The sequence below is a fragment of the Paenibacillus mesotrionivorans genome (assembly GCF_046098205.1).
Lineage (GTDB): Bacteria > Bacillota > Bacilli > Paenibacillales > NBRC-103111 > Paenibacillus_AR > Paenibacillus_AR mesotrionivorans.
In genome coordinates this window covers 85,361-104,158 of record NZ_JBJURJ010000019.1, presented here as the reverse complement: position 1 = coordinate 104,158, position 18,798 = coordinate 85,361, and the positions used below count along the sequence as shown (strand labels likewise).

At 54.2% G+C, this 18,798-nt stretch carries 12 protein-coding genes; 9 read left to right on the top strand and 3 right to left on the bottom strand.

Translation table 11 applies throughout. The features are described 5' to 3' along the window. Nucleotide 1 precedes the first annotated feature (1 nt). Both ACI1P1_RS24935 and ACI1P1_RS24930 read right to left on the bottom strand, forming a co-directional pair. Nucleotides 2-1,165, bottom strand: a complete 1,164-nt coding sequence (locus tag ACI1P1_RS24935; protein ID WP_416219189.1) for a glycoside hydrolase family 27 protein — start codon at nucleotides 1,163-1,165, stop codon at nucleotides 2-4. Between the two features lie 134 nt (nucleotides 1,166-1,299). Then, the gene (locus ACI1P1_RS24930) at nucleotides 1,300-3,552 is read right to left on the bottom strand and encodes an AraC family transcriptional regulator (RefSeq protein ID WP_416219188.1); all 2,253 of its coding nucleotides are present in this window, start codon (nucleotides 3,550-3,552) and stop codon (nucleotides 1,300-1,302) included. Between the two features lie 619 nt (nucleotides 3,553-4,171). On the opposite strand from ACI1P1_RS24930, the gene ACI1P1_RS24925 reads away from it, so the two are divergent. From ACI1P1_RS24925 to ACI1P1_RS24900, 6 genes are all read left to right on the top strand, one after another. Next, nucleotides 4,172-5,095 carry an ABC transporter permease gene (locus ACI1P1_RS24925; protein ID WP_416219225.1) on the top strand — a complete coding sequence of 308 codons (924 nt, stop codon included), beginning with the start codon at nucleotides 4,172-4,174 and terminating at the stop codon, nucleotides 5,093-5,095. 15 nt (nucleotides 5,096-5,110) lie between these two features. Further along, nucleotides 5,111-6,004: a carbohydrate ABC transporter permease gene (locus ACI1P1_RS24920; RefSeq protein ID WP_416219187.1), complete on the top strand. Its 894-nt coding sequence runs from the start codon at nucleotides 5,111-5,113 to the stop codon at nucleotides 6,002-6,004. Between the two features lie 64 nt (nucleotides 6,005-6,068). Next, nucleotides 6,069-7,643, top strand: coding sequence for an extracellular solute-binding protein (locus tag ACI1P1_RS24915; RefSeq protein WP_416219186.1), 1,575 nt, complete (start codon nucleotides 6,069-6,071; stop codon nucleotides 7,641-7,643). A gap of 100 nt (nucleotides 7,644-7,743) precedes the next feature. Next, a complete protein-coding gene (locus ACI1P1_RS24910; RefSeq protein ID WP_416219185.1) occupies nucleotides 7,744-9,165 on the top strand; it encodes a family 43 glycosylhydrolase in 1,422 nt (473 codons plus the stop codon). An 81-nt stretch (nucleotides 9,166-9,246) separates the two neighbouring features. Beyond that, complete coding sequence (locus ACI1P1_RS24905; RefSeq protein WP_416219184.1) at nucleotides 9,247-10,284, top strand: LacI family DNA-binding transcriptional regulator; 1,038 nt, start codon at nucleotides 9,247-9,249, stop codon at nucleotides 10,282-10,284. A gap of 161 nt (nucleotides 10,285-10,445) precedes the next feature. After that, nucleotides 10,446-12,461 (top strand): beta-galactosidase, encoded by a 2,016-nt coding sequence (locus ACI1P1_RS24900; protein WP_416219183.1) that lies wholly within the window; start codon nucleotides 10,446-10,448, stop codon nucleotides 12,459-12,461. A gap of 444 nt (nucleotides 12,462-12,905) precedes the next feature. On the opposite strand, the gene ACI1P1_RS24895 is transcribed toward ACI1P1_RS24900, so the two are convergent. Further along, the gene (locus ACI1P1_RS24895) at nucleotides 12,906-14,843 is read right to left on the bottom strand and encodes a DUF2264 domain-containing protein (RefSeq protein ID WP_416219182.1); all 1,938 of its coding nucleotides are present in this window, start codon (nucleotides 14,841-14,843) and stop codon (nucleotides 12,906-12,908) included. Between the two features lie 222 nt (nucleotides 14,844-15,065). On the opposite strand from ACI1P1_RS24895, the gene ACI1P1_RS24890 reads away from it, so the two are divergent. The 3 genes from ACI1P1_RS24890 to ACI1P1_RS24880 all read left to right on the top strand — a co-directional run bounded on the left by ACI1P1_RS24890 (nucleotide 15,066) and on the right by ACI1P1_RS24880 (nucleotide 18,778). Then, complete coding sequence (locus tag ACI1P1_RS24890) at nucleotides 15,066-15,974, top strand: carbohydrate ABC transporter permease (protein ID WP_416219181.1); 909 nt, start codon at nucleotides 15,066-15,068, stop codon at nucleotides 15,972-15,974. A 15-nt stretch (nucleotides 15,975-15,989) separates the two neighbouring features. After that, nucleotides 15,990-16,835: a carbohydrate ABC transporter permease gene (locus ACI1P1_RS24885; RefSeq protein WP_416219180.1), complete on the top strand. Its 846-nt coding sequence runs from the start codon at nucleotides 15,990-15,992 to the stop codon at nucleotides 16,833-16,835. A gap of 128 nt (nucleotides 16,836-16,963) precedes the next feature. After that, nucleotides 16,964-18,778, top strand: coding sequence for a cache domain-containing sensor histidine kinase (locus ACI1P1_RS24880; RefSeq protein ID WP_416219179.1), 1,815 nt, complete (start codon nucleotides 16,964-16,966; stop codon nucleotides 18,776-18,778). Nucleotides 18,779-18,798: the final 20 nt, after the last annotated feature.

Genomic DNA, 18,798 nt, shown 5'->3' with positions numbered 1-18,798 from the left:
ATTACCGCACCAGCTTGGCCCGGACTACCAAACAATCATGGGCTGCTACTACGGGAGCATACCGTTCCCGGAAAACGCCCAATTCTTGCTCCGCCCAGCAATCAAACAGGGAGAGGGAGAAGCCGGCGGCGTAAGGCAAACCCAGGTCCCAAAATTGCAGGGAAAGCTCCCGTTGGCTGTCGCTCAGATTGAAGAAGCCGATGGCCAGGTCGCCGTCTGTAAGTACCTTCACCAGCATAAACACATCGTCCGTATGGAACCACTGGGGCTCGGGTTTGATGCGGTAGGCGCCCCGGGCCTCCAGGTCCTGGTTGATGGCGATCAGATGGGGGTTCTGGAGAATCTGCTTCGTAATCGGGTTATCCTTCCTGATATCACATCCGATCATCAGGGGAGAGCCCATGAGACTCCACAGGGAAAAATGGGTTTTGTATTGGGTGTCGCTGCAGCCCCCGATCCGGCCGATGAAATCGCTGTTGCTTCCCCCATACATACCCACCACCAGCATATCCATGTCATTGTGGCAGAAGGAGCCGGTATAACATTGTTTGCCCAGCTGCGACAGCGCCAGGGACTTGACGGATTCCCAATTGTCCCGGATGTCTCCGGTGGAGCGGTACATATGGGCGCCCGACTCGCGGATCCAGTTATAGACGCCGTCCTCCCCCCAGTTGCAGGCGGAGAACAGAATGTCCCGTCCGCAGTTCTTCAGGGCCAGGCTCATTCGTTTGTACAGAAGCTCTCCCGAGATATGGCGGGGCTTGAAGCAATAATCATATTTCAGAAAATCGATACCCCATTCGGCAAACCGGGCGGCATCCTGGAATTCATGCTCGAAGCTGCCGGGATAACCGGCGCAGGTATGGGTGCCGACGCAGGAATACATGCCGAATTTTAAACCTTTGCTGTGAATATAATCCGCTACCGCCTTCATGCCGCCGGGAAATTTAGCCGGATCGGCAACAAGATTTCCTCCAGCGTCCCGTTCCTTTAGGCTCCAGCAATCGTCAATAACGATATACTCGTACCCCGCCTCCTTATACCCCTCCGACACGAACCTGTCGGCCACCTCGCGGATCAGCTGCTCATGAATATCCCAGGTAAAGGTATTCCACGAATTCCAGCCCATTGCGGGCTTCAAACCGAGCGGCTCATAATTGCCCATACTCGTCCATCCCTTCTCCATCCACAGGTTATGTTGCCAGGACGTGTCCGCAAACACGCCCTATTCCGCATTAAAACACAGCGGCCTGCAGCCGCCTATAGGCGGAGGTTGCTTTTGCATGGAGAATTGTTGTTTTAGGTTTGGAAATGTCCGGCCCCGGCCTTGCGAAACTCGGTAGGGGTGACCCCAAAATGCTTCTTGAAAATCCGGTGGAAGTAGGTGCTGCTGGTGTAGCCCACCTGATCGGCAATTTGGGCGATGGGAATCTGGGTCAACTCCAGGAGCTCCTTGGCTTTCTCCATACGGAATTCGCTGATGGCGTCTCCCAGGGCATTCAGTGTCTGCTGTTTGTAAATCCGGCTGATATATAACGAAGACATATCGAATTGCTCGGCAATCCAATTGACATTTAGGTCCGGGTCGGCAAAGTGTTTTTCGATAAGGCTGTTGATGCTTTTGACCAAATCCCCCTGCTTCATGCTCCGTTTCTCCGTCAGCTTGCTGTGGACATCCACCAGGAAGGAATGAAAGGTGGCCACAAGCTCCTCTAACGTTTCCACACTGTCCAAAGAGGGCATATACATGCTCAAACCTCCGGGAAAATCCATGGCGCTGTTCTTCTGGATGCTGGTAATCAGGGTATTGGTAGTCATGGTGAGATGGGACATGGCCAGCCGCATCACCTGGATAGGATACAGGGCGGTTTCCGCCAGAATCTCCTGAAAGATGGTCATGGCTTCTGCGGTTTTTCCTGTTTTGATGGCTTCGGAGAACCGTTTTTCCTTGTCCATGGGGTAGATGTACTCCTTGGATTTCAAGGCCAGGATATCATCGGAATCAATCACCGATCCGTGCCCGTAGAACATCCGATGCAGAGAGGCCTCTTTCACCTGTTCATACAAAGGATGGAGGTGGCCGGACTGGTTGGTTGCAGGACTGTAGGTCACCGATATGCTGATGGAGAGATAATCCAGCACCGCCTGCTGGACCTGGCCCAGCTTCTCCAGGAAAATCGCCTCATCAAGAGTCACGTCCGGCGAATCCGTATTCACCAGAAGCACCAGACTGGCGTCGTCCATATTCACCGTTTCCACCGGATAAAGCTGGGACATAATCTCCCAACTGATGTTCAGGATGGCATACTTGTAGGTAGCCAGGTCGCTGCCCCGTTTGGCGAGGAATTCCTGGAAATGGTCGATCTTCAGCAGCACAACCCGGTAATCCTGCTGAAACCGGAAGGTGATGCCCGCCTGCTTCAGCTTCTCCAGCTTTTGCTCGCTGGTTAAGGTGCGGATACCCAGGAGCAGGTCCCGCAGCGTATTCTGCCGGATGGTCTGGGAGTTGTTCCGCTTCTCCGTTTCCAGCATATTGAGCTTGGTGGTAATCCGCCGGACCGGACGGTACAGGAAGCCGGACAGGAGCCAGGAGATGAGGAGTCCGGCAGCCAGAATCATGCCTGCAATGGTCAAGGAGGTGTTGCGGATGGCACTGACACTATCCACCAGAGTGTGGTACGGGGTGATTTTGACATACTGCCAGCCCAGGGAATCCCGCTCCGTGAAGGAGATCAAAGATTTGACATTGTAGAAGGAATGGATCAGATAATCCGTATCCCGGTTCATCACCGAGCTGCGGAGCAGCTGGTCCTCGGCTTTGGTTAATTCGGCGGGAAGCAGAGTTTCTGTGGACAGAATGCGGTCCTGGTCATCAATAAGAAACGTCTGTCCGGGAAGCTGTCCTTCCTTCAGGGTGATGCTTCTGTTGATCCATGCGGCATTGACGTTCACGGCGACGGCCGAGCTGATGGTTTGGCTGGTATTGATGGCATCGTAGCAGAGATACGTGTATACGCTTACGGGAACAACCGTGTCGGGATGATTATTATACACCCGGGGGATGGGGGTAAACGGTTTGTAGCTTTTGAACTGGTCCAGGGTACGGATGATGTTCTGATCCACCAGCTCCTCCTTGGGGAAGATCCCGTTCTGGCCGGACAAAGCGGCGATATAGAAGGTGTTGGGGGCCGAATTGTACACCATGATGGAATCGATAAAGGGCATGGAGTTCAGCATATTGGACAACTCATTCATCCCGGCCACCACATCGTACACATCGGGAGAGGAGTAGTTGAGCAGCTTGGAAATAGCGCTGTTGCGGTAGATCTGGAAGGACAAGGACTGGGCGCTGTCCTTCATGCTGTTCACATCCTTGCTGGTGCGCGCTAGCAGGTCCAGGTCCGACAGGAAGGTTTGATTCAAGGCGGCATTGGTGTAATTGCGGTAATAGATGTAAGACGATACCAGCACTGTCGCTACGATGCTCAGTGTGATGCTCATAACAAACGCCGTATACAGCTTCATGGGTTTCCGGATTCTCGGCAGCTTCAAAGGCTTTACGTCTCCTCTCTCAGGTGGCTTTGTCGGGCCGGGGCTGTTTACAGTGGACATCATACTATACGGTGGAATCGTTCGGCTAGTAGAAAAAAAAGATGTGTGTGCACAAACCATACTTTTGTGCACAATGTGCCGGGGGGCGGGGGAGCTTCCCGGGTTTTTGACGTGAGTCTGAGCGGCGGAGGGTCAAATTAATATTCATTGGGTTTCATTCCTTACCGGGAAAGGAGTGCCTTGGATGCTCAAACACGTTTTGTCGGCCTTGATTGGATTGGAATGGTAAGGGATCAAAGCCGCCAAAAAACTCGCCCTCAAGTCACTCCTTGCCCTCCCAGTCATTACACATGAACTCTTTTCCATCGCTCAGACTCCTAAGGTTAGAAATGTGCAATCTGTGATGAAATCTTCACACCGGGAATAGCTCCTTTTTGCACAAAGTCCGGAATGTTGCACTACCCTTGCCCTGCAGGCTCTCCCTATAATCAAAATCACACAGCGGCGACGCTAAATAGGAAGACAAACCAGGAGGGGATGGAGCTTGAGCACCACAGAACGAACCACAGCTGCCGCAGGCCCGGCTAACGGAGGAACGTCCGTACAGGCTGCCGCGGGAATGAGGAAAAAGCGGGGGTTCCTGCATGAGCTGGTGAAGAACCGGCTGTTATTTCTGATGATTACACCGGCATTATTGTTTTTTCTGGTGAACAATTATTTTCCAATGGTGGGGATTTATTATGCCTTTACCAAATTCGATTTTAACACCAGCCTGTTCAACAGTGAGTTTGTCGGCTTCAAGAACTTCGAGTTTCTCTGGAGGTCGGGGATTCTAGCCCGGTTAACTCTGAACACGCTGGGCTACAATGTGGCCTTTATTCTGCTGGTCAACGTGCTGGCTATTGCCCTGTCCATCCTGCTCAGCGAGCTGCGCATCAAATGGTTCAAAAAGCTGACCCAGTCGGTGATGTTCCTGCCCTATTTTATTTCCTTCGTTATCCTGAGCGTTATCGTCTACAACATCTTCAATTATGAAACCGGCGTGTGGAACACCATGCTGAAGTCCTTCGGGATGGAGCCGGTGGATGTGTACAGCAAACCGGTGGTGTGGATTTTCCTGATTATCCTCTTCTACTTATGGAAGAACATCGGCTACAGTATGGTGATTTACCTGGCAGCCATAACCGGCATCAGCGACGAATATTACGAAGCGGCCAAAATTGACGGGGCCAATATTTTTCAGCGGATCTGGTACATTACGGTGCCTATGCTGAAATCCACCTTTGTGCTGCTGCTCCTGTTTGCTTTGGGGAGTATTATGAAGGGCCAATTCGATCTGTTCTACCAGCTCATCGGCAATAACGGCCTGCTGTACAATACCACGGATATTCTCGACACTTATGTATTCCGTTCCCTGAAGGTGACCTTCGAGATCGGCATGGCCACGGCGGCGGGGCTGTACCAATCCCTGTTCGGCTTTATCCTGATCATGACGGTGAACTGGATCATCCGCAAATTGAACGATGAATACGCGCTGTTCTAGGAGGTGGAGACACATATGAAAATCAAAGACGAAAAGTATTACCGTTCCTTCCAGGTGTTTGCCTACGTAATCGTAACCTTCGTCACCGTGGTCTGTCTGATTCCGTTCCTGCTCATTATCTCCGCATCCTTGACGGAAAATGAGTCGATTATCCGGCAGGGGTATAATCTGATCCCGCCCAAGCTGTCCCTGGACGGGTACCGGATGGTGTTCCAGTTTCCCCAGGAGGTGCTGCGGGCTTATGGGGTAACCGGAGCCACAACGGTGATCGGCACGCTTATGGGGCTATTTTTGATCACCATGGCCGGATATGTGCTGCAGCGCAAGGATTTCAAATACCGCAACCAGCTCTCCTTCTATATCTACTTTACCACCCTGTTCGGCGGGGGGCTGATTCCGTGGTACATCATGTTGACCAAGTATTTCAAGCTGATGGATACCTATGCCGTACTGGTGCTGCCGGGGCTGATGTCCCCGTTCCTGATTATTCTGATGAAAAATTTCATCCGTTCCGCTGTTCCAGATGAGATTGTGGAGTCAGCCAAAATTGACGGGGCCAATGATTTCACCATCTATTGGAAAATTGTGCTTCAGCTTTCATTGCCGGGAATTGCGACTGTAGGCTTATTCCTGGCTCTGCATTATTGGAACGACTGGTTCTCTTCGTCGCTGTTCATCAACGACCAGACCATGTACCAGCTGCAGTATTATCTCTACAACATCATCAACACCATCTCCTTCCTGGCCAATATGGGGGCGGGTACGGGAGTGGCCCTGTCCCAGGACGTTCCCACAGAATCCACCAAAATGGCCATGGCGCTGATCGTTACAGGTCCCATTGTACTGCTGTACCCGTTTATCCAACGATATTTCGTAAAGGGCTTGACGATTGGCGCTGTAAAAGGTTAAACCTGGCTTATGGGTTATCCAGGGCCGGTTAACATATTCATGGACATGAAAAGGGAGGATTCACATGAAATTGTACAAAAGAAAATCCGCAGCCGTTGCCCTTGCCGCTTCCTTGGCTGTCACCGCTCTTGCGGGCTGTGCAGGCAAGGACGACCAGGCAGCAACTGCAAGCCCCAGTGCGTCTGCAGGCGCAAGCGCTGCCGCACAGGCTACGGCGAAACCGGGGATTGACACCTCCAAGAAGGTGGAGCTCCAGTTCTACATGCTGGGCAGCGCCCCCAAGGACCTGTCGGTGATTGAAGCAGAGGTGAACAAGCTGGCCCTGGCGGATTTGAATGCCACGGTGAAGTTCAATTACACCACCTGGACCGACTGGCAGCAGAAGTATAAGCTGCTCCTGTCTTCCGGGCAGGATGCGGATCTGATCTATACTACCGAGTGGGCGGAGTTCCAGGCGTATGCCAAAAGCGGAGCGTTTATGGACATCGGCGATCTCCTGCCTAAGGCAGCGCCCAAGCTCTATTCCTTCGTACCCAAGGACATGTGGGAGGCCGTGAAGATCAACGGCAAAATCTATACAGTGCCGTCCACCTACAAGGAATATGTCACCGGAGGTTTTGTATGGCGGGAGGACCTGCGCAAGAAATACAATTTGCCGAAGCCGACGGATATGAAGACCTTCGAGGCCTATCTGGACGGCATCAAGAAGAATGAGCCCACCATGACCCCGCTGACGGCCAACGCCGCCATTGATGGGGTGATTAACGGCTTCCGTGAATTCCGCGGTTGGGTAGGGGCGGTTCCATACGGATTGGGCATCCAGTATAACAAACCCAACGATGTTTATTCCTATTGGGAGTCGGATGAGTTCAAGCAGGATATGCTGACCATGAAGAGCTGGGCTGACAAGGGCTACTTCCCGAAGAATGTGCTGAATATCAAGGACGCTACCACGGATCTTTTGGTGAACGGCAAAACAGCCGCCATTATCGGGGACAATCCCACCCGCTACAATGACAGCCTGCAAAAGATCAAATCGGCTCACCCGGATTGGGATTTGGGGTACTCCCCCTACGGGTTGTCCAATGGCTTTGCCACGCCGGTGCATCCGATCCACAACGGCTATGCCGTCCCGAAGAGCAGCAAAAATGCGGAACGGGCGTTGGCCTTCTATGAGAAGCTGGTCACCGACAAACGCTATAACTGGCTGACCCAATACGGGATTGAGGGCAAGAATTTTGCAGTGGAAAACGGCTATTATAAAATGCTGGGCGACAAAAACTCCAACGGCTTCCCCCGGGAATCCATGAACGGCTGGGCTTGGCGGAATCCGGAAATAATGCTGTTTGATCCGGGTTATGACACGGTGAAGCAGATCTTCGCCGAGCTGGATAAGATTCAAAAGCCGGATATATTCCTTGGTTTCGCTGAGGATTACAGCGGATACCAGGCGGAGCGGGCAGCGCTGGAGCAGGTGGTGAAGCAGTATTTGTTCCCGCTCTATGCAGGCCAGATCGCCAATGTAGACGAGGGCATCAAAACCTTCCTGGGCAAGGCCAAAACCGCAGGTTTGGAAAAGGTGCAGTCGGAGTATAAAAAGCAGTGGCTGGCGTATACCGCCGAGAAGAGTATCAAGTGACACCATGAGGAAAGTGCCGGGTAGAGGATGTGTGCCCGGCACTTTTTTTCATCAGGATAACGATCTACTATAGCTTTACATTCGAAAGGAGAGATCATTGATGAAAGGTTGGGTAAAGCTTCTTCTCTTTTGTGCGTTGTTTGCAGGGTTTCTTCCGGCTGGTCTGAAGCCTGCTGAAGCGGCTCCCCAGACGGTGGCTAACGGCGCTGCCTGGAAGGATGTGACCAACGGCTCCATTCAGGCCCACGGCGGTTCGATCCTGCAGGTGGGGTCCACGTATTACTGGTATGGGGAGGATAAAATACACAACAGCGCCAACTTTAAAGCGGTATGTGTCTACTCCTCTACGGATCTGAAAAATTGGACCTGGCGCAGCTATGTTCTGAAAACCACCTCTGATCCCGAGCTGGAGTACGCCAAAATCGAACGCCCCAAGGTTATTTATAACGAAGCCACAGGCCAATATGTGATGTGGGCGCATTATGAGGACGGCGCGGGGTACACCCTGGCAAGGGTTGCCGTGGCCACCTCGACCACACCGGTGGGCCCGTTTACGTATCGGGGAAGCTTTCAACCAAATGGAAACGCTTCCAGAGATATGACCATTTTTAAGGATACGGACGGGAAGGCCTATCTTTTCTCCTCCTCCGACAATAACTATAATCTCCGCTTATACAGACTGACCCCGGATTATTTGGGCATCGACTCCGAATTAAATATGATCTACGAAGGGGACCACCGGGAAGCGCCGGCTGTTGTGAAGAAGGGTTCAACCTATTACCTGATTACCTCCGGAGCCACCGGCTGGTATCCCAATCAGGCTATGTATTCCACAGCAGCCAGCATCAACGGGCCTTGGTCGGAGCTGAAGCCCATCGGCAACTCATCCACCTTTTATTCGCAGCCCGCCTTCATCTTCACGGTTCAAGGGACCAGCACCACCTCGTACCTGTATGCCGGGGACCGCTGGAAATCCGGTGCTTTGGGGGATTCCCGGTATGTCTGGCTGCCTCTGACGCTGAATGGAACCACCGCTTCCATGGATTATTATGACACCGTCAGCCTTGATGCGGCTACTGGAGCGGTAACCGGTGTGCCCAACGGTACGCTGCTGTCCCAAGGGAAAACGGCAACGGCCCAATCCGCGGCGGGAACCACTCCGGCGGGGTATGCCAATGACGGGAATTACCAAACGGAGTGGACCGGCACCGGGGCGACGTGGCCCCACTGGTGGAAGGTGGATCTTGGAGCTGCCAAAACGGTCAAGAATGTGCAGATTTCCTGGTGGATGATGAAGGGCTCCGAAGGGTATTATCAATACAAAATAGAAACTAGCTCGGATAACGTCAATTGGACGGTCGCTCTGGACCGCACCAATAACACCACCTACGGTTTCACATCCGATACGTTATCGGTTTCGGCCCGGTACGTGCGGATCAATATGGTCAAAGCGGTGCTTCATAATAATCCCAACAACTGGTATACGCCCAGACTGTGGGAGGTTAAGATCTACGGCAATTGAACAGGCCTTATTGAATGTTTCTCCTCCGGTCATGCTATAATCGAACATACGAGGAATTTTTGATACGAGAGGGATTCATTCATGAAGCAGATAACCGTCTATGATATTGCCCACGAGGCCCGGGTTTCGGTTGCGACCGTTTCCCGGGTTTTGAACGGCACCGCTCCGGTTAAGGCCAGCACCCGGGAGAGGGTTCTGGAGGTGATCAATAAACACCAGTTCCAGCCCAACGCTTTGGCACGAAGCCTGATCAAAAAGGAAAGCGGCATGATCGGCATGATTATGCCCGATATTGGGAATCCTTTCTTTCCGGAGGTATTTCTTGGTGCGGAGAAGGAGGCACGGGCGAGAGGTTATGCGATTTTCCTGTGCAACACTATGGGGGAGCAGGAGAAGGAGTCGGAGTACCTGGCTCTGCTGCAGGAAAAACGGGTGGACGGCATTGTTTTTCTTGGCGGGCGGATAAATCAGGTCCGTTCCAAGGCAGAGCTGGCCCGGGAGCTGGTGGATTGTGCCTCCCGGCTTCCGGTGGTGCTGGTCAACGGGAATATGCCGCGGGTTTCTTTGCCCCGGGTCATCACGGATGAAGCCGCAGGCTTCCGGCTGGCAGCACAGCACCTGATTGATCTGGGACACCGTGAGCTCCGTTTCATCGGGGGTGAAGGCTCCGTCACGGCCACTGTCCAGAAGGTGCAGGCCCTCAAGGCTGTGATGGAGGAGAACGGATTGCCGTTCCGGCCGGATACGGTTCTTTACGGAGGCTTTTCCATTGCGTGCGGCCGGAGCTTGATGCAGACGGTGCTGGCAGAAGAGAACCGGCCTACGGCGGTCATGTGTGTAAACGACAGTGTAGCGGTTGGTGCGGTGAAGGCGGCTTTGGAGGCAGGGGTGGACATTCCCGGAGAACTGTCGGTTACCGGCTTCGATGATACGCTGCTGGCCACCTCCATTACGCCCGAGCTTACCACTGTGTCGCAGAATTCCCATGCACTGGGTGAGCAGGCGGTGCAGCTTCTCCATCAGATGATAAGCGGAGAGAAGGGCAGGAAGCTTACGGTCCTGGAGCCGAAGCTGATCTGCCGGCAGAGCACAGGCCCTGTGGAGATACCCGGAATTTGAGGATTGACCGATGTGAGGACCTGCTTTAAGATGAGGGGAGAAGAGGGCGCTTTGGCGGAGCTTCTCTGCTTATGAGTGAAACCCATTTCATGAAATGGGTTTCAGTAAGCGGCCGTCAACACATGCCCATAACTATATGACACCGAACGGAGGATGTTCCCATGATCAATTCCAAGCTCCCGTCCATCTGGTATGGCGGCGACTACAATCCCGATCAATGGCCGGAGGAAATCTGGCATGAGGATATGCGGCTTTTTAAGGAGGCGGGCATTAATATTGTGACCCTGCCGGTGTTCAGCTGGGCGAAGCTGCAGCCCGACGAAACCACTTATTCCTTTGAGTGGCTGGATAAAATTCTGGATCTTGTTGCGGAAAACGGCATCTATGCCTGTTTGGCTACCTCCACCGCCGCCCAGCCCGCCTGGATGTCGCGGCAGTATCCCGAGGTGCTGCCGGTGGATGTGGACGGGCGGAGGCGGACACACGGCTCCCGGGTGAATTTTTGCCCCAACAGCGGGGTGTACCGCCGTTTTTCGGTGGAGCTGGCCCGGCGGATGGCGCTCCGCTACAAGGAGCACCCGGCACTGCTGATCTGGCACGTGGCCAATGAATACGGACCCCATTGTTATTGTGAGCAGTGTGCGGCTGGGTTCCGGGAGTGGCTGAAGGAGCGTTACAGGACGGTGGAGGAGCTGAACAAGCGCTGGAATATGAGCTTCTGGGGCCACACCGTGTATGATTGGGAGGAGATTGTGCCGCCGTCCAATCTGAACGGAGACAACCGGTGCTTCCAGGGGATGATGCTGGATTACAAACGGTTTATGTCGGATTCCATCCTGGCCTGTTACCAGGCGGAGTATGATGCCATTAAGGCGGTTACGCCGGATATTCCCATTACCACGAATATTTGGGGGTTATTTAACGGGCTGGATCTGAAGAAGTGGGGCGAGCGGATGGATGTGGTCTCCTGGGACAGCTATCCGCAAATGAATGAGCCCATGACCAATGTAGCCATGCGGCATGATTATATGCGGGGCTTGAAGGACGGCAAGCCTTTTATGCTGATGGAGCAAACCCCCAGCCAGCAGAACTGGCAGCCGTACAACAGCCTGAAGCGGCCGGGTGTGATGCGGCTGTGGAGCTACCAGGCGGTGGCCCATGGGGCGGATACCGTTATGTTCTTCCAGCTGCGCCGGTCCTTCGGCGCCTGTGAGAAATACCACGGCGCGGTCATCGAGCATGTGGGCCACGGCAATACCCGGGTATTCCGGGAATGTGCACAGCTGGGCCGGGAGCTGGAGGTGCTGGGGGATACGCTGCTTGATGCGGTGGCGGAGAACCATGTGGCGTTGCTATTCGACATTGACACGTGGAATGCAGTGGAGATCACCAGCGGCCCAAGCGTGGATCTGGATTATCTGAAGCAAGCCCAGAAATATTACAAGGCCTTCTATGATGCCCATATTGGTGTGGATGTGATCAGCCCCTTGTCGGACTTCTCCAAATACAAGCTGGTTATCGCGCCGGTGCTGTATATGATGAAGCCTGGGGTGGCGGAGCGGCTGGAGGCTTTTGTCCAGAACGGCGGCACCTTTGTCACCACATTCTTCAGCGGGATCGTGGACGAGAACGACCGGGTGAAGCTGGGCGGGTATCCGGGTGAGCTGCGGAAGCTGCTTGGCATCTGGGTGGAGGAGATCGACAGCCTGCTGCCGGAGATGAAAAACCGGGTGGTACTGCAGGGCGGCTTCGGCCAGGTGCAGGGCGAATATGAATGCGGCCTGCTGTGTGATCTCCTTCATCTGGAGGGAGCGCAAGCCCTGGCGGTGTATGGGGAGGATTTCTACGCGGGAATGCCGGCGCTGACGGTCAATGAGTTTGGCGCAGGCAAAGCTTATTATGTGGCAGCGGACGCGGAGGACAGGATGATCGCCGACCTCTGCCGGACCTTGTGCACACAAGCCGGTGTCACTGCCCCGTTCGGCGCGGATACGGGTGTCGAGCTGGTGCAGCGGAAGAAGGACGGGGCCGTGTTCACCTTTGTGCTGAACCATAATCCTGCTGCTGCTTCCATCCATCTGGGCGGGCTGGCGGCGGAGGATCTGTTAACCGGCAGCAGGGTGACCGGGACAGTGGAGGTAAACGGGTACGGTGTGATGATACTGAGGCTCGAATAGAGGGGGAACTCCGCGAGTACCAAAGTGTTGTTCGTAGCACGAATGCGGTTGAAGTGTAGGGTGTAACGGACCGTGGTTCCGCTATTTCGCAAGCTAGCCTTGGTTTTTCTGCTGAACGGACCGTAGGGACCTTATTGTGCGGATAAGAGGGTCTAAGTGGGCAGAATGAGCGGAATAGCGGATTGTGGGTCCGTAAAAATCTCAAAACCCTGTTTTTTCGGCAAATAGGGTATCCTCAGTCCGTTAGGATCAAGGATCTCCTTGCCGCTGGCCTGAGAACCAGCCTCCTCAGTCCGTTAGGTTCAGCGGTGGGGTATGCGCCATCCTCAGCAGCAGCCAACTTTTCACTACCTAACGAACCAACCGTTACCGTTAAACAAAACCCGCCAGGGAAGCTTACTCCCTGGCGGGTTTTCTATGCTTTTTACGCTATGGAGGGCGGTGCTACGCGTCCAACCTCACCCGGAACGCCGGCTCGATTGTACCGCCTGCATCGGTATAAACCTGCAGTTCGCCGTCCACCACCTGCGCTCTTGGCGCAGCAGCCCAAGCTCCGGCACCGTAGCCTTTTGCGCCGAAGGCTTCGCCGTATACGGCCACGGCCAGCCATGCAGTGGCTCCAGCTTCTATATGGGTGCGAACCGTGGGGATCACGGTCCGGCTCACCATGATGTTGGTGTTGGCCTGCGGCGTCAACAGCTCCGCCTGCCCGCTCCCGTAGAGCAGCTTCACGCCGCTGGCGCCTCTGCCGTAGGCAGCATAGGCGGCGTTCCCGCTGCTCTCCGCCTCCTGCGGCGGCACCGTGCTGTACGGCCGCGCCGGTACAATGCTGCCGCCCGGCAGCCAACCACCGGAGCCCGGCCCTTCGATGCCCAGGGCGAAGCCGCCTTCCGCACCGTCCAGCACCCGGCCGGTGGCGATGCGGTGGACCCGCACATGCCACGGCAGGCCGGGAATGATCCAGGTGCGAACCTCCACATCCGCCCACGGCTTCCAGCGGGTATAGATGAGCCCCTCGTCCACGCGGGTCTCCTCGCAGCGCCGTTTCACCCGGTACAGATTATCTCCTTCGGCCAAGGCCAGCATGGAGTCAAAGGCGCCTTGAGCCAACCCCCATTCCGCCCGGGGTACGCTGAACCCGAAAAAGGTGGAGTAGGCGAATTTTTCATATTTCGCGGAGGTATGGGTATGCTCATTAGACGAGGTATGCCCGGAATTGAAGGCTGTTACATGCGGCACCTCCGCCTGGCGGCAAAGCACCAAATGGGGGGCCTTCTGCACAACCGACGCCTCCAACAGGGGCATTGCTTCCTCCTCCGCAGTCCAGAAGGGATGATCATCCGGGAGCGCCAGCACCAGGAAGCTTTTCATGGCCCAATAGGGTGACCCGGGAGAATTGTAGTTTTCGCCCATCACCAGGTTGGGATACGTATAGCCGATGGTCAGCAGGCCGTCAGGGGTAAAAATCGGCTGGGCAAACCACCAGCGCAGATGCCGCAGAACAAGCCCTTTTATCACACCGATGGAATAAGGGGTATCCAAACCGGTGAAGGCCATCACACACCAGAAGGCGGCTTGGGAGAAGCGGTAGGTCAGGCTGCGTCCGTAGGGGAGTGCACTTCCGTCCTCGGCAAACCAGTGGATGAACTGCCCGGCAAATTGCACGGCCCGTTCCTTGTACAGCGCAGAGCGGACCGGATCCTCCTCCTCCATAAAGCTCGCATACAGCAATCCGTAATAATGGATGGCAAAAGGTACATAATAATCACTGTGAGCCTGACCCTTCAAGCCGTCGGCATACCAGCCGTCCTCCATATAGAAAGGTTCGATAGCATCCAGGGTCTCTTCCGTCAGTGCTTTGTCATAAGGCAGGCCTGCCTTGCGGAAGCCCATCTGTACCATCACCCGGAACAGGAGCCAGTTGCAGTCCCACAGCTTATGGTTATTGATAGGGGCCAGCCAGGCGGTCAATTGCTCCAGGCCATCCCGGCCTAGGCCCTCCACCAGCTTCTCGGGCGCCAGGGCAAGAGCCAGGCCGAAGGCAGCCATTTCCACACTGCGCTGGTCGTAATCGCCTGCCGTTCCCCAATATTCTTCGTGTGCCGGGTTGGTGCCGTTTTTGATGCCTTCCATATACATATCCCACAGCGGGCTGTCGCCACCCCCGGTTACAAGCGGGACAAGCCCCCACAGGATCCGGGAAAAGCCTTCCATCGCGGCAACCTTGCCGCTGTAGCTGGTGCCGGTACTGCCAATGGTGAAGCCGGCCCGTCCGGAGGAATAATAAGGCATAAGCGGATCCGTGAGCTGCCGGAAGGCTTGCTGCAGATCGGATTTTGTCTGAAGCGGATTTTGCCGGATAGGCAAAGGAAACGGGTTCATGGGTTATGGGAAGCCTCCATTCAAATGGAAAAATGGGAATCGTCAGCCTGCATTCATTATACGACAATCTGTCTGGAGGACATACAGCCTTCCCGCAAGATGTCAAAATTGAAGTGCAAAATATCAAAATAGCGTTATCCGGCCGTTTCCGATATTCATTATAATTCAAGCATCGAGAATAAACGAAAGAGCAGAAAACCAATGCGAGAGGTGAACGCGAACATGAAATCCGAACAGGCTAAGCATAAGAACAATCTCCGCAGACAAGAAACCATTTCCGGTCTCCTGTTTGTCAGCCCCATGATGATCGGGCTGATTGTACTAACCTTATTGCCGATTATTGCCACCTTTGTCCTGAGTCTGGCCGACTGGAACTTCGTCCAGGGTTTTAAAGGGATTACCTGGGTGGGGCTGGACAATTTCACCCGGCTGTTCCGTGAGGAGACCTTCCATATCTCCATGCGCAACAACCTGATCTTCCTGTTGACCGTGCCTGCTTACCTGGCTGTGTCCATGGCATTGGCCATTCTCATCAACAAATATGTGTACATGAAGTCCTACTTCAAGGTAGCCTTCTTCATGCCGTATATCTCCAGCGTGGTTGCCGTCGCCATCGTATGGCAGGTGCTGTTCCATCCGTCCTCCGGTCCGGTGAACCAGTTCCTGATGTCCATCGGCATCGACAATCCGCCCAAGTGGATTGCGGACCCCAATTTCGCCCTGATTTCCGTGATGATGATCTCGGTCTGGATCTCCATCGGCTATAACATGATCGTGTACATGGCCGGTTTGCAGTCTATTCCCAAGGATTTGTATGAGGCTGCCGACATCGACGGGGCCAGCTCCTGGGTGCAATTGCGCCATATCACCATTCCCATGCTATCGCCGACCACCTTTTTCCTGCTGATCACCGGGGTGATCTCCTCCTTCAAGGCCTTCGACTTGATTGCCGTTATGACGGCGGGGGGACCGATGCGCTCCACCAGCATGCTGGTTTGGTACTTGTATGATGAAGCTTTCGTCAGCCTGCGGGTCGGCTATGCGTCTTCCATCGCTGTGGTCCTCTTCGGTTGTGTGCTGATCATTACCGGCATCCAATGGCTCGCACAGAAGAAATGGGTCAATTACTAAAGAGGGGGCTTTCCTATGGATTCAGGTATTAAAGAACCGTTCAGCATAAAAAAGCTTATTGGGACCATTATACTTTTGATTATCAGTATTCTGTTCCTGCTGCCTTTTGTCTGGATGCTGTCCGCATCCTTCAAGGTGGAATCCGACGTATTCTCCTATCCCATCCAGTGGATTCCGCAGCGCTGGAATGCGATCGCCAACTATAAGGAAATTTGGCTGGGCGCCAATCCGTTCTATAAGTATTACGCCAACTCCATTATCGTGTCTGTGGCGACAACGGCAATCTCCTGCGTCGTGTCCGCTCTCGCGGCATACGGCTTCACCAAGATCGATTTTAAGGGACGCAACGGCATGTTCCTGCTGATTCTGGCCACCTACATGGTGCCCGGACAAGCGATTCTGGTGCCGCAGTTTATTCTGTACCGCAACATCGGCCTGTTCGACAGCCTGCTGGGTCTTATTATCATCAACTGCTTCAGCGTATTGGGCACCTTCATGCTGCGCCAGTTCTTCATGAGTCTGAGCACGGAATATATCGAGTCCGGCAAAATCGACGGCGCCAGCCATGCCCGGATCTTCTGGCAGATTGCCCTGCCGCTGGTCCGCCCGTCCGTGGCTACCTATGCGATTCTGCGGTTTATCTGGACCTGGAACGATTACCAGAACCCGCTGATTTTTATCCGTTCGGACAAATGGTACACCATCCAGCTGGCGATGCAGAAATTCGCCTCTCTGAATGGCGAGTTCTACTCCCTGATCATGGCGGCCGCCGTGTCGGCCATTCTGCCCTTGCTCATTATTTTCATCATCGGCCAAAAGAATGTTATTGAAGGTATTGCCTTGGGCGGAGTCAAAGGGTAATCTGAACGAATACTCAGCAGCAATGATATACAAAGTGGTTACCGCGGGACGGAGAGTGAAAGCTCTAGTCCCGCGTATTTCACTTTATGGGACAATGCCGGGGATACTTTTAGGGAGGGGGACTAATTATGGGCTGGCGCCATAGCTTTTCCTTTGCCTCCAGGTCCTTCAGAAGCAAGCTGATTGTGGTATCGGTGGCATGTATTCTGCTCCCGGCGCTGGGAACCATGCTGGTGTACAATTACCTTACGCGGGATGCGGTGAAGGACCAGGCGGTGAGGAATGCCGACCAAACCCTGAAGCTGGTGGAGGGTCACGTGTCTAATGAGCTTCGGTACATGCTGTATCTGATGAACTATTTTACGGTGGACCAGGATGTCCTGTTTCTTCTGAAGAATCTGGCGGCGGAGCCGTATGATCCGAACCGGCAGACGGATGTGCAGTTTTTGGCAGGCAACGAGGTGCGCAAAAGCATTGGCAGTCTGACGGCGGCGGGGCAAAAAAGCTTTGTCTCCATTGTGCTGAACAACGGCATGACCTTCGCCAATTATCTGGGATATGAATATGATCCGAAACAGCTCCTGAAGCAGGACTGGGTCAAGGAATCGGGCAGTGTGTTTGGGCTGAATTCCTATTGGCCGGGGGTAATGCCCACCTCCTTCAGCAGCGAAAAGGCAGCCAATCCGTATCAGCTTACGGCAGTCCGTCCTCTCCGGGGGGACAAAAACGCCATCTACGGCTATGTGGTGGTCACCGTGATGGAAAGCCTGATTCATCAATATTTTGAAGGTTTGCCGACTGAGCAGGAAATTTTGCTGCTGGACGGGAATGACCGGATTTTGTCCCATACGGATACGGAACGGATCGGCACTCCTTTTCCCGAAATGAGAGAAGCCCTGGCTGAGAGTGGCACACCGCTGATACATCGGGACGGGACAGCGTACCTGGTGTCGGAGAAGCCTATCAGCATGGCCGGTTGGAAGCTGGTTTCCTTAACCCCTTACAAGTCCGCCGTGGCCAAAATCAACGACATTTTTCAAAACGTGTTCTGGTTCCAGCTGATTTCCTTCGTAGGTTTTTTTGGTCTGCTGCTGTTGGCACTGCGGGCCTTTACCTTACCGCTGGTCCGGCTGGACAGGGTAGCGCTGAAGGTTCAGCAGGGGGATCTTCAGGTACGCTCCTCCATCCGGGGGCAGGACGAGGTAGGGCGGCTGGGCCAATCCTTTGACCAGATGCTGGACCGCATTACGGATATGATCCGGGAAATCACGGACACCCAGGCCCGCAAGCGCAAGGCGGAGCTGGATATGCTCCAGGCCCAGATCAATCCCCATTTCCTGTTTAATGTGATGAATTCCATCCGGATGAAGGTGCTGAAGAACGGGGACAAGGAGAGCGCCGATATGCTCAGCTCCTTGTCCAAGCTATTGCGGATGACCATACAGGATACGGATCATATCCCCCTCCATGACGAGGTGGAAACGGCCATTGATTATGTGAAGCTGATGAATATGCGGCAAAAGCAGGAGGTCCGGCTGGAGGTGGATATCGCCGCCGACGTGCTGATGGAACGGGTGCCCCGTTTTTGCCTGCAGCCGCTTATTGAGAATGCGCTGATCCATGGACTGAACCAGCAGGAAGGGCGGATTTGCGTACATGCCGGCAAGGAGGAGGAGTTTATCCGCATTCAGGTCCGGGATACGGGCAAGGGAATGGATGCGGAGGCCCTGCAGCGTCTAAGACTGCGGCTGGCGGAGCCCAGGGGAGAGGAAACAGAGAGACGGGAGAAGCGGGGCTTCTCGGGCATTGGCCTTCATAATGTGTACGAACGGATGAAAATGACCTTCGGGTCCGGGTTTTATATGGAGATTGAAAGTAGAGAAGGAGGGGGCACATGCATATCCATGTATCTGCCTCTCCCAGGTCAAGCAGATCAAGCTTAGAAACTTTCACGTCAGGAGGT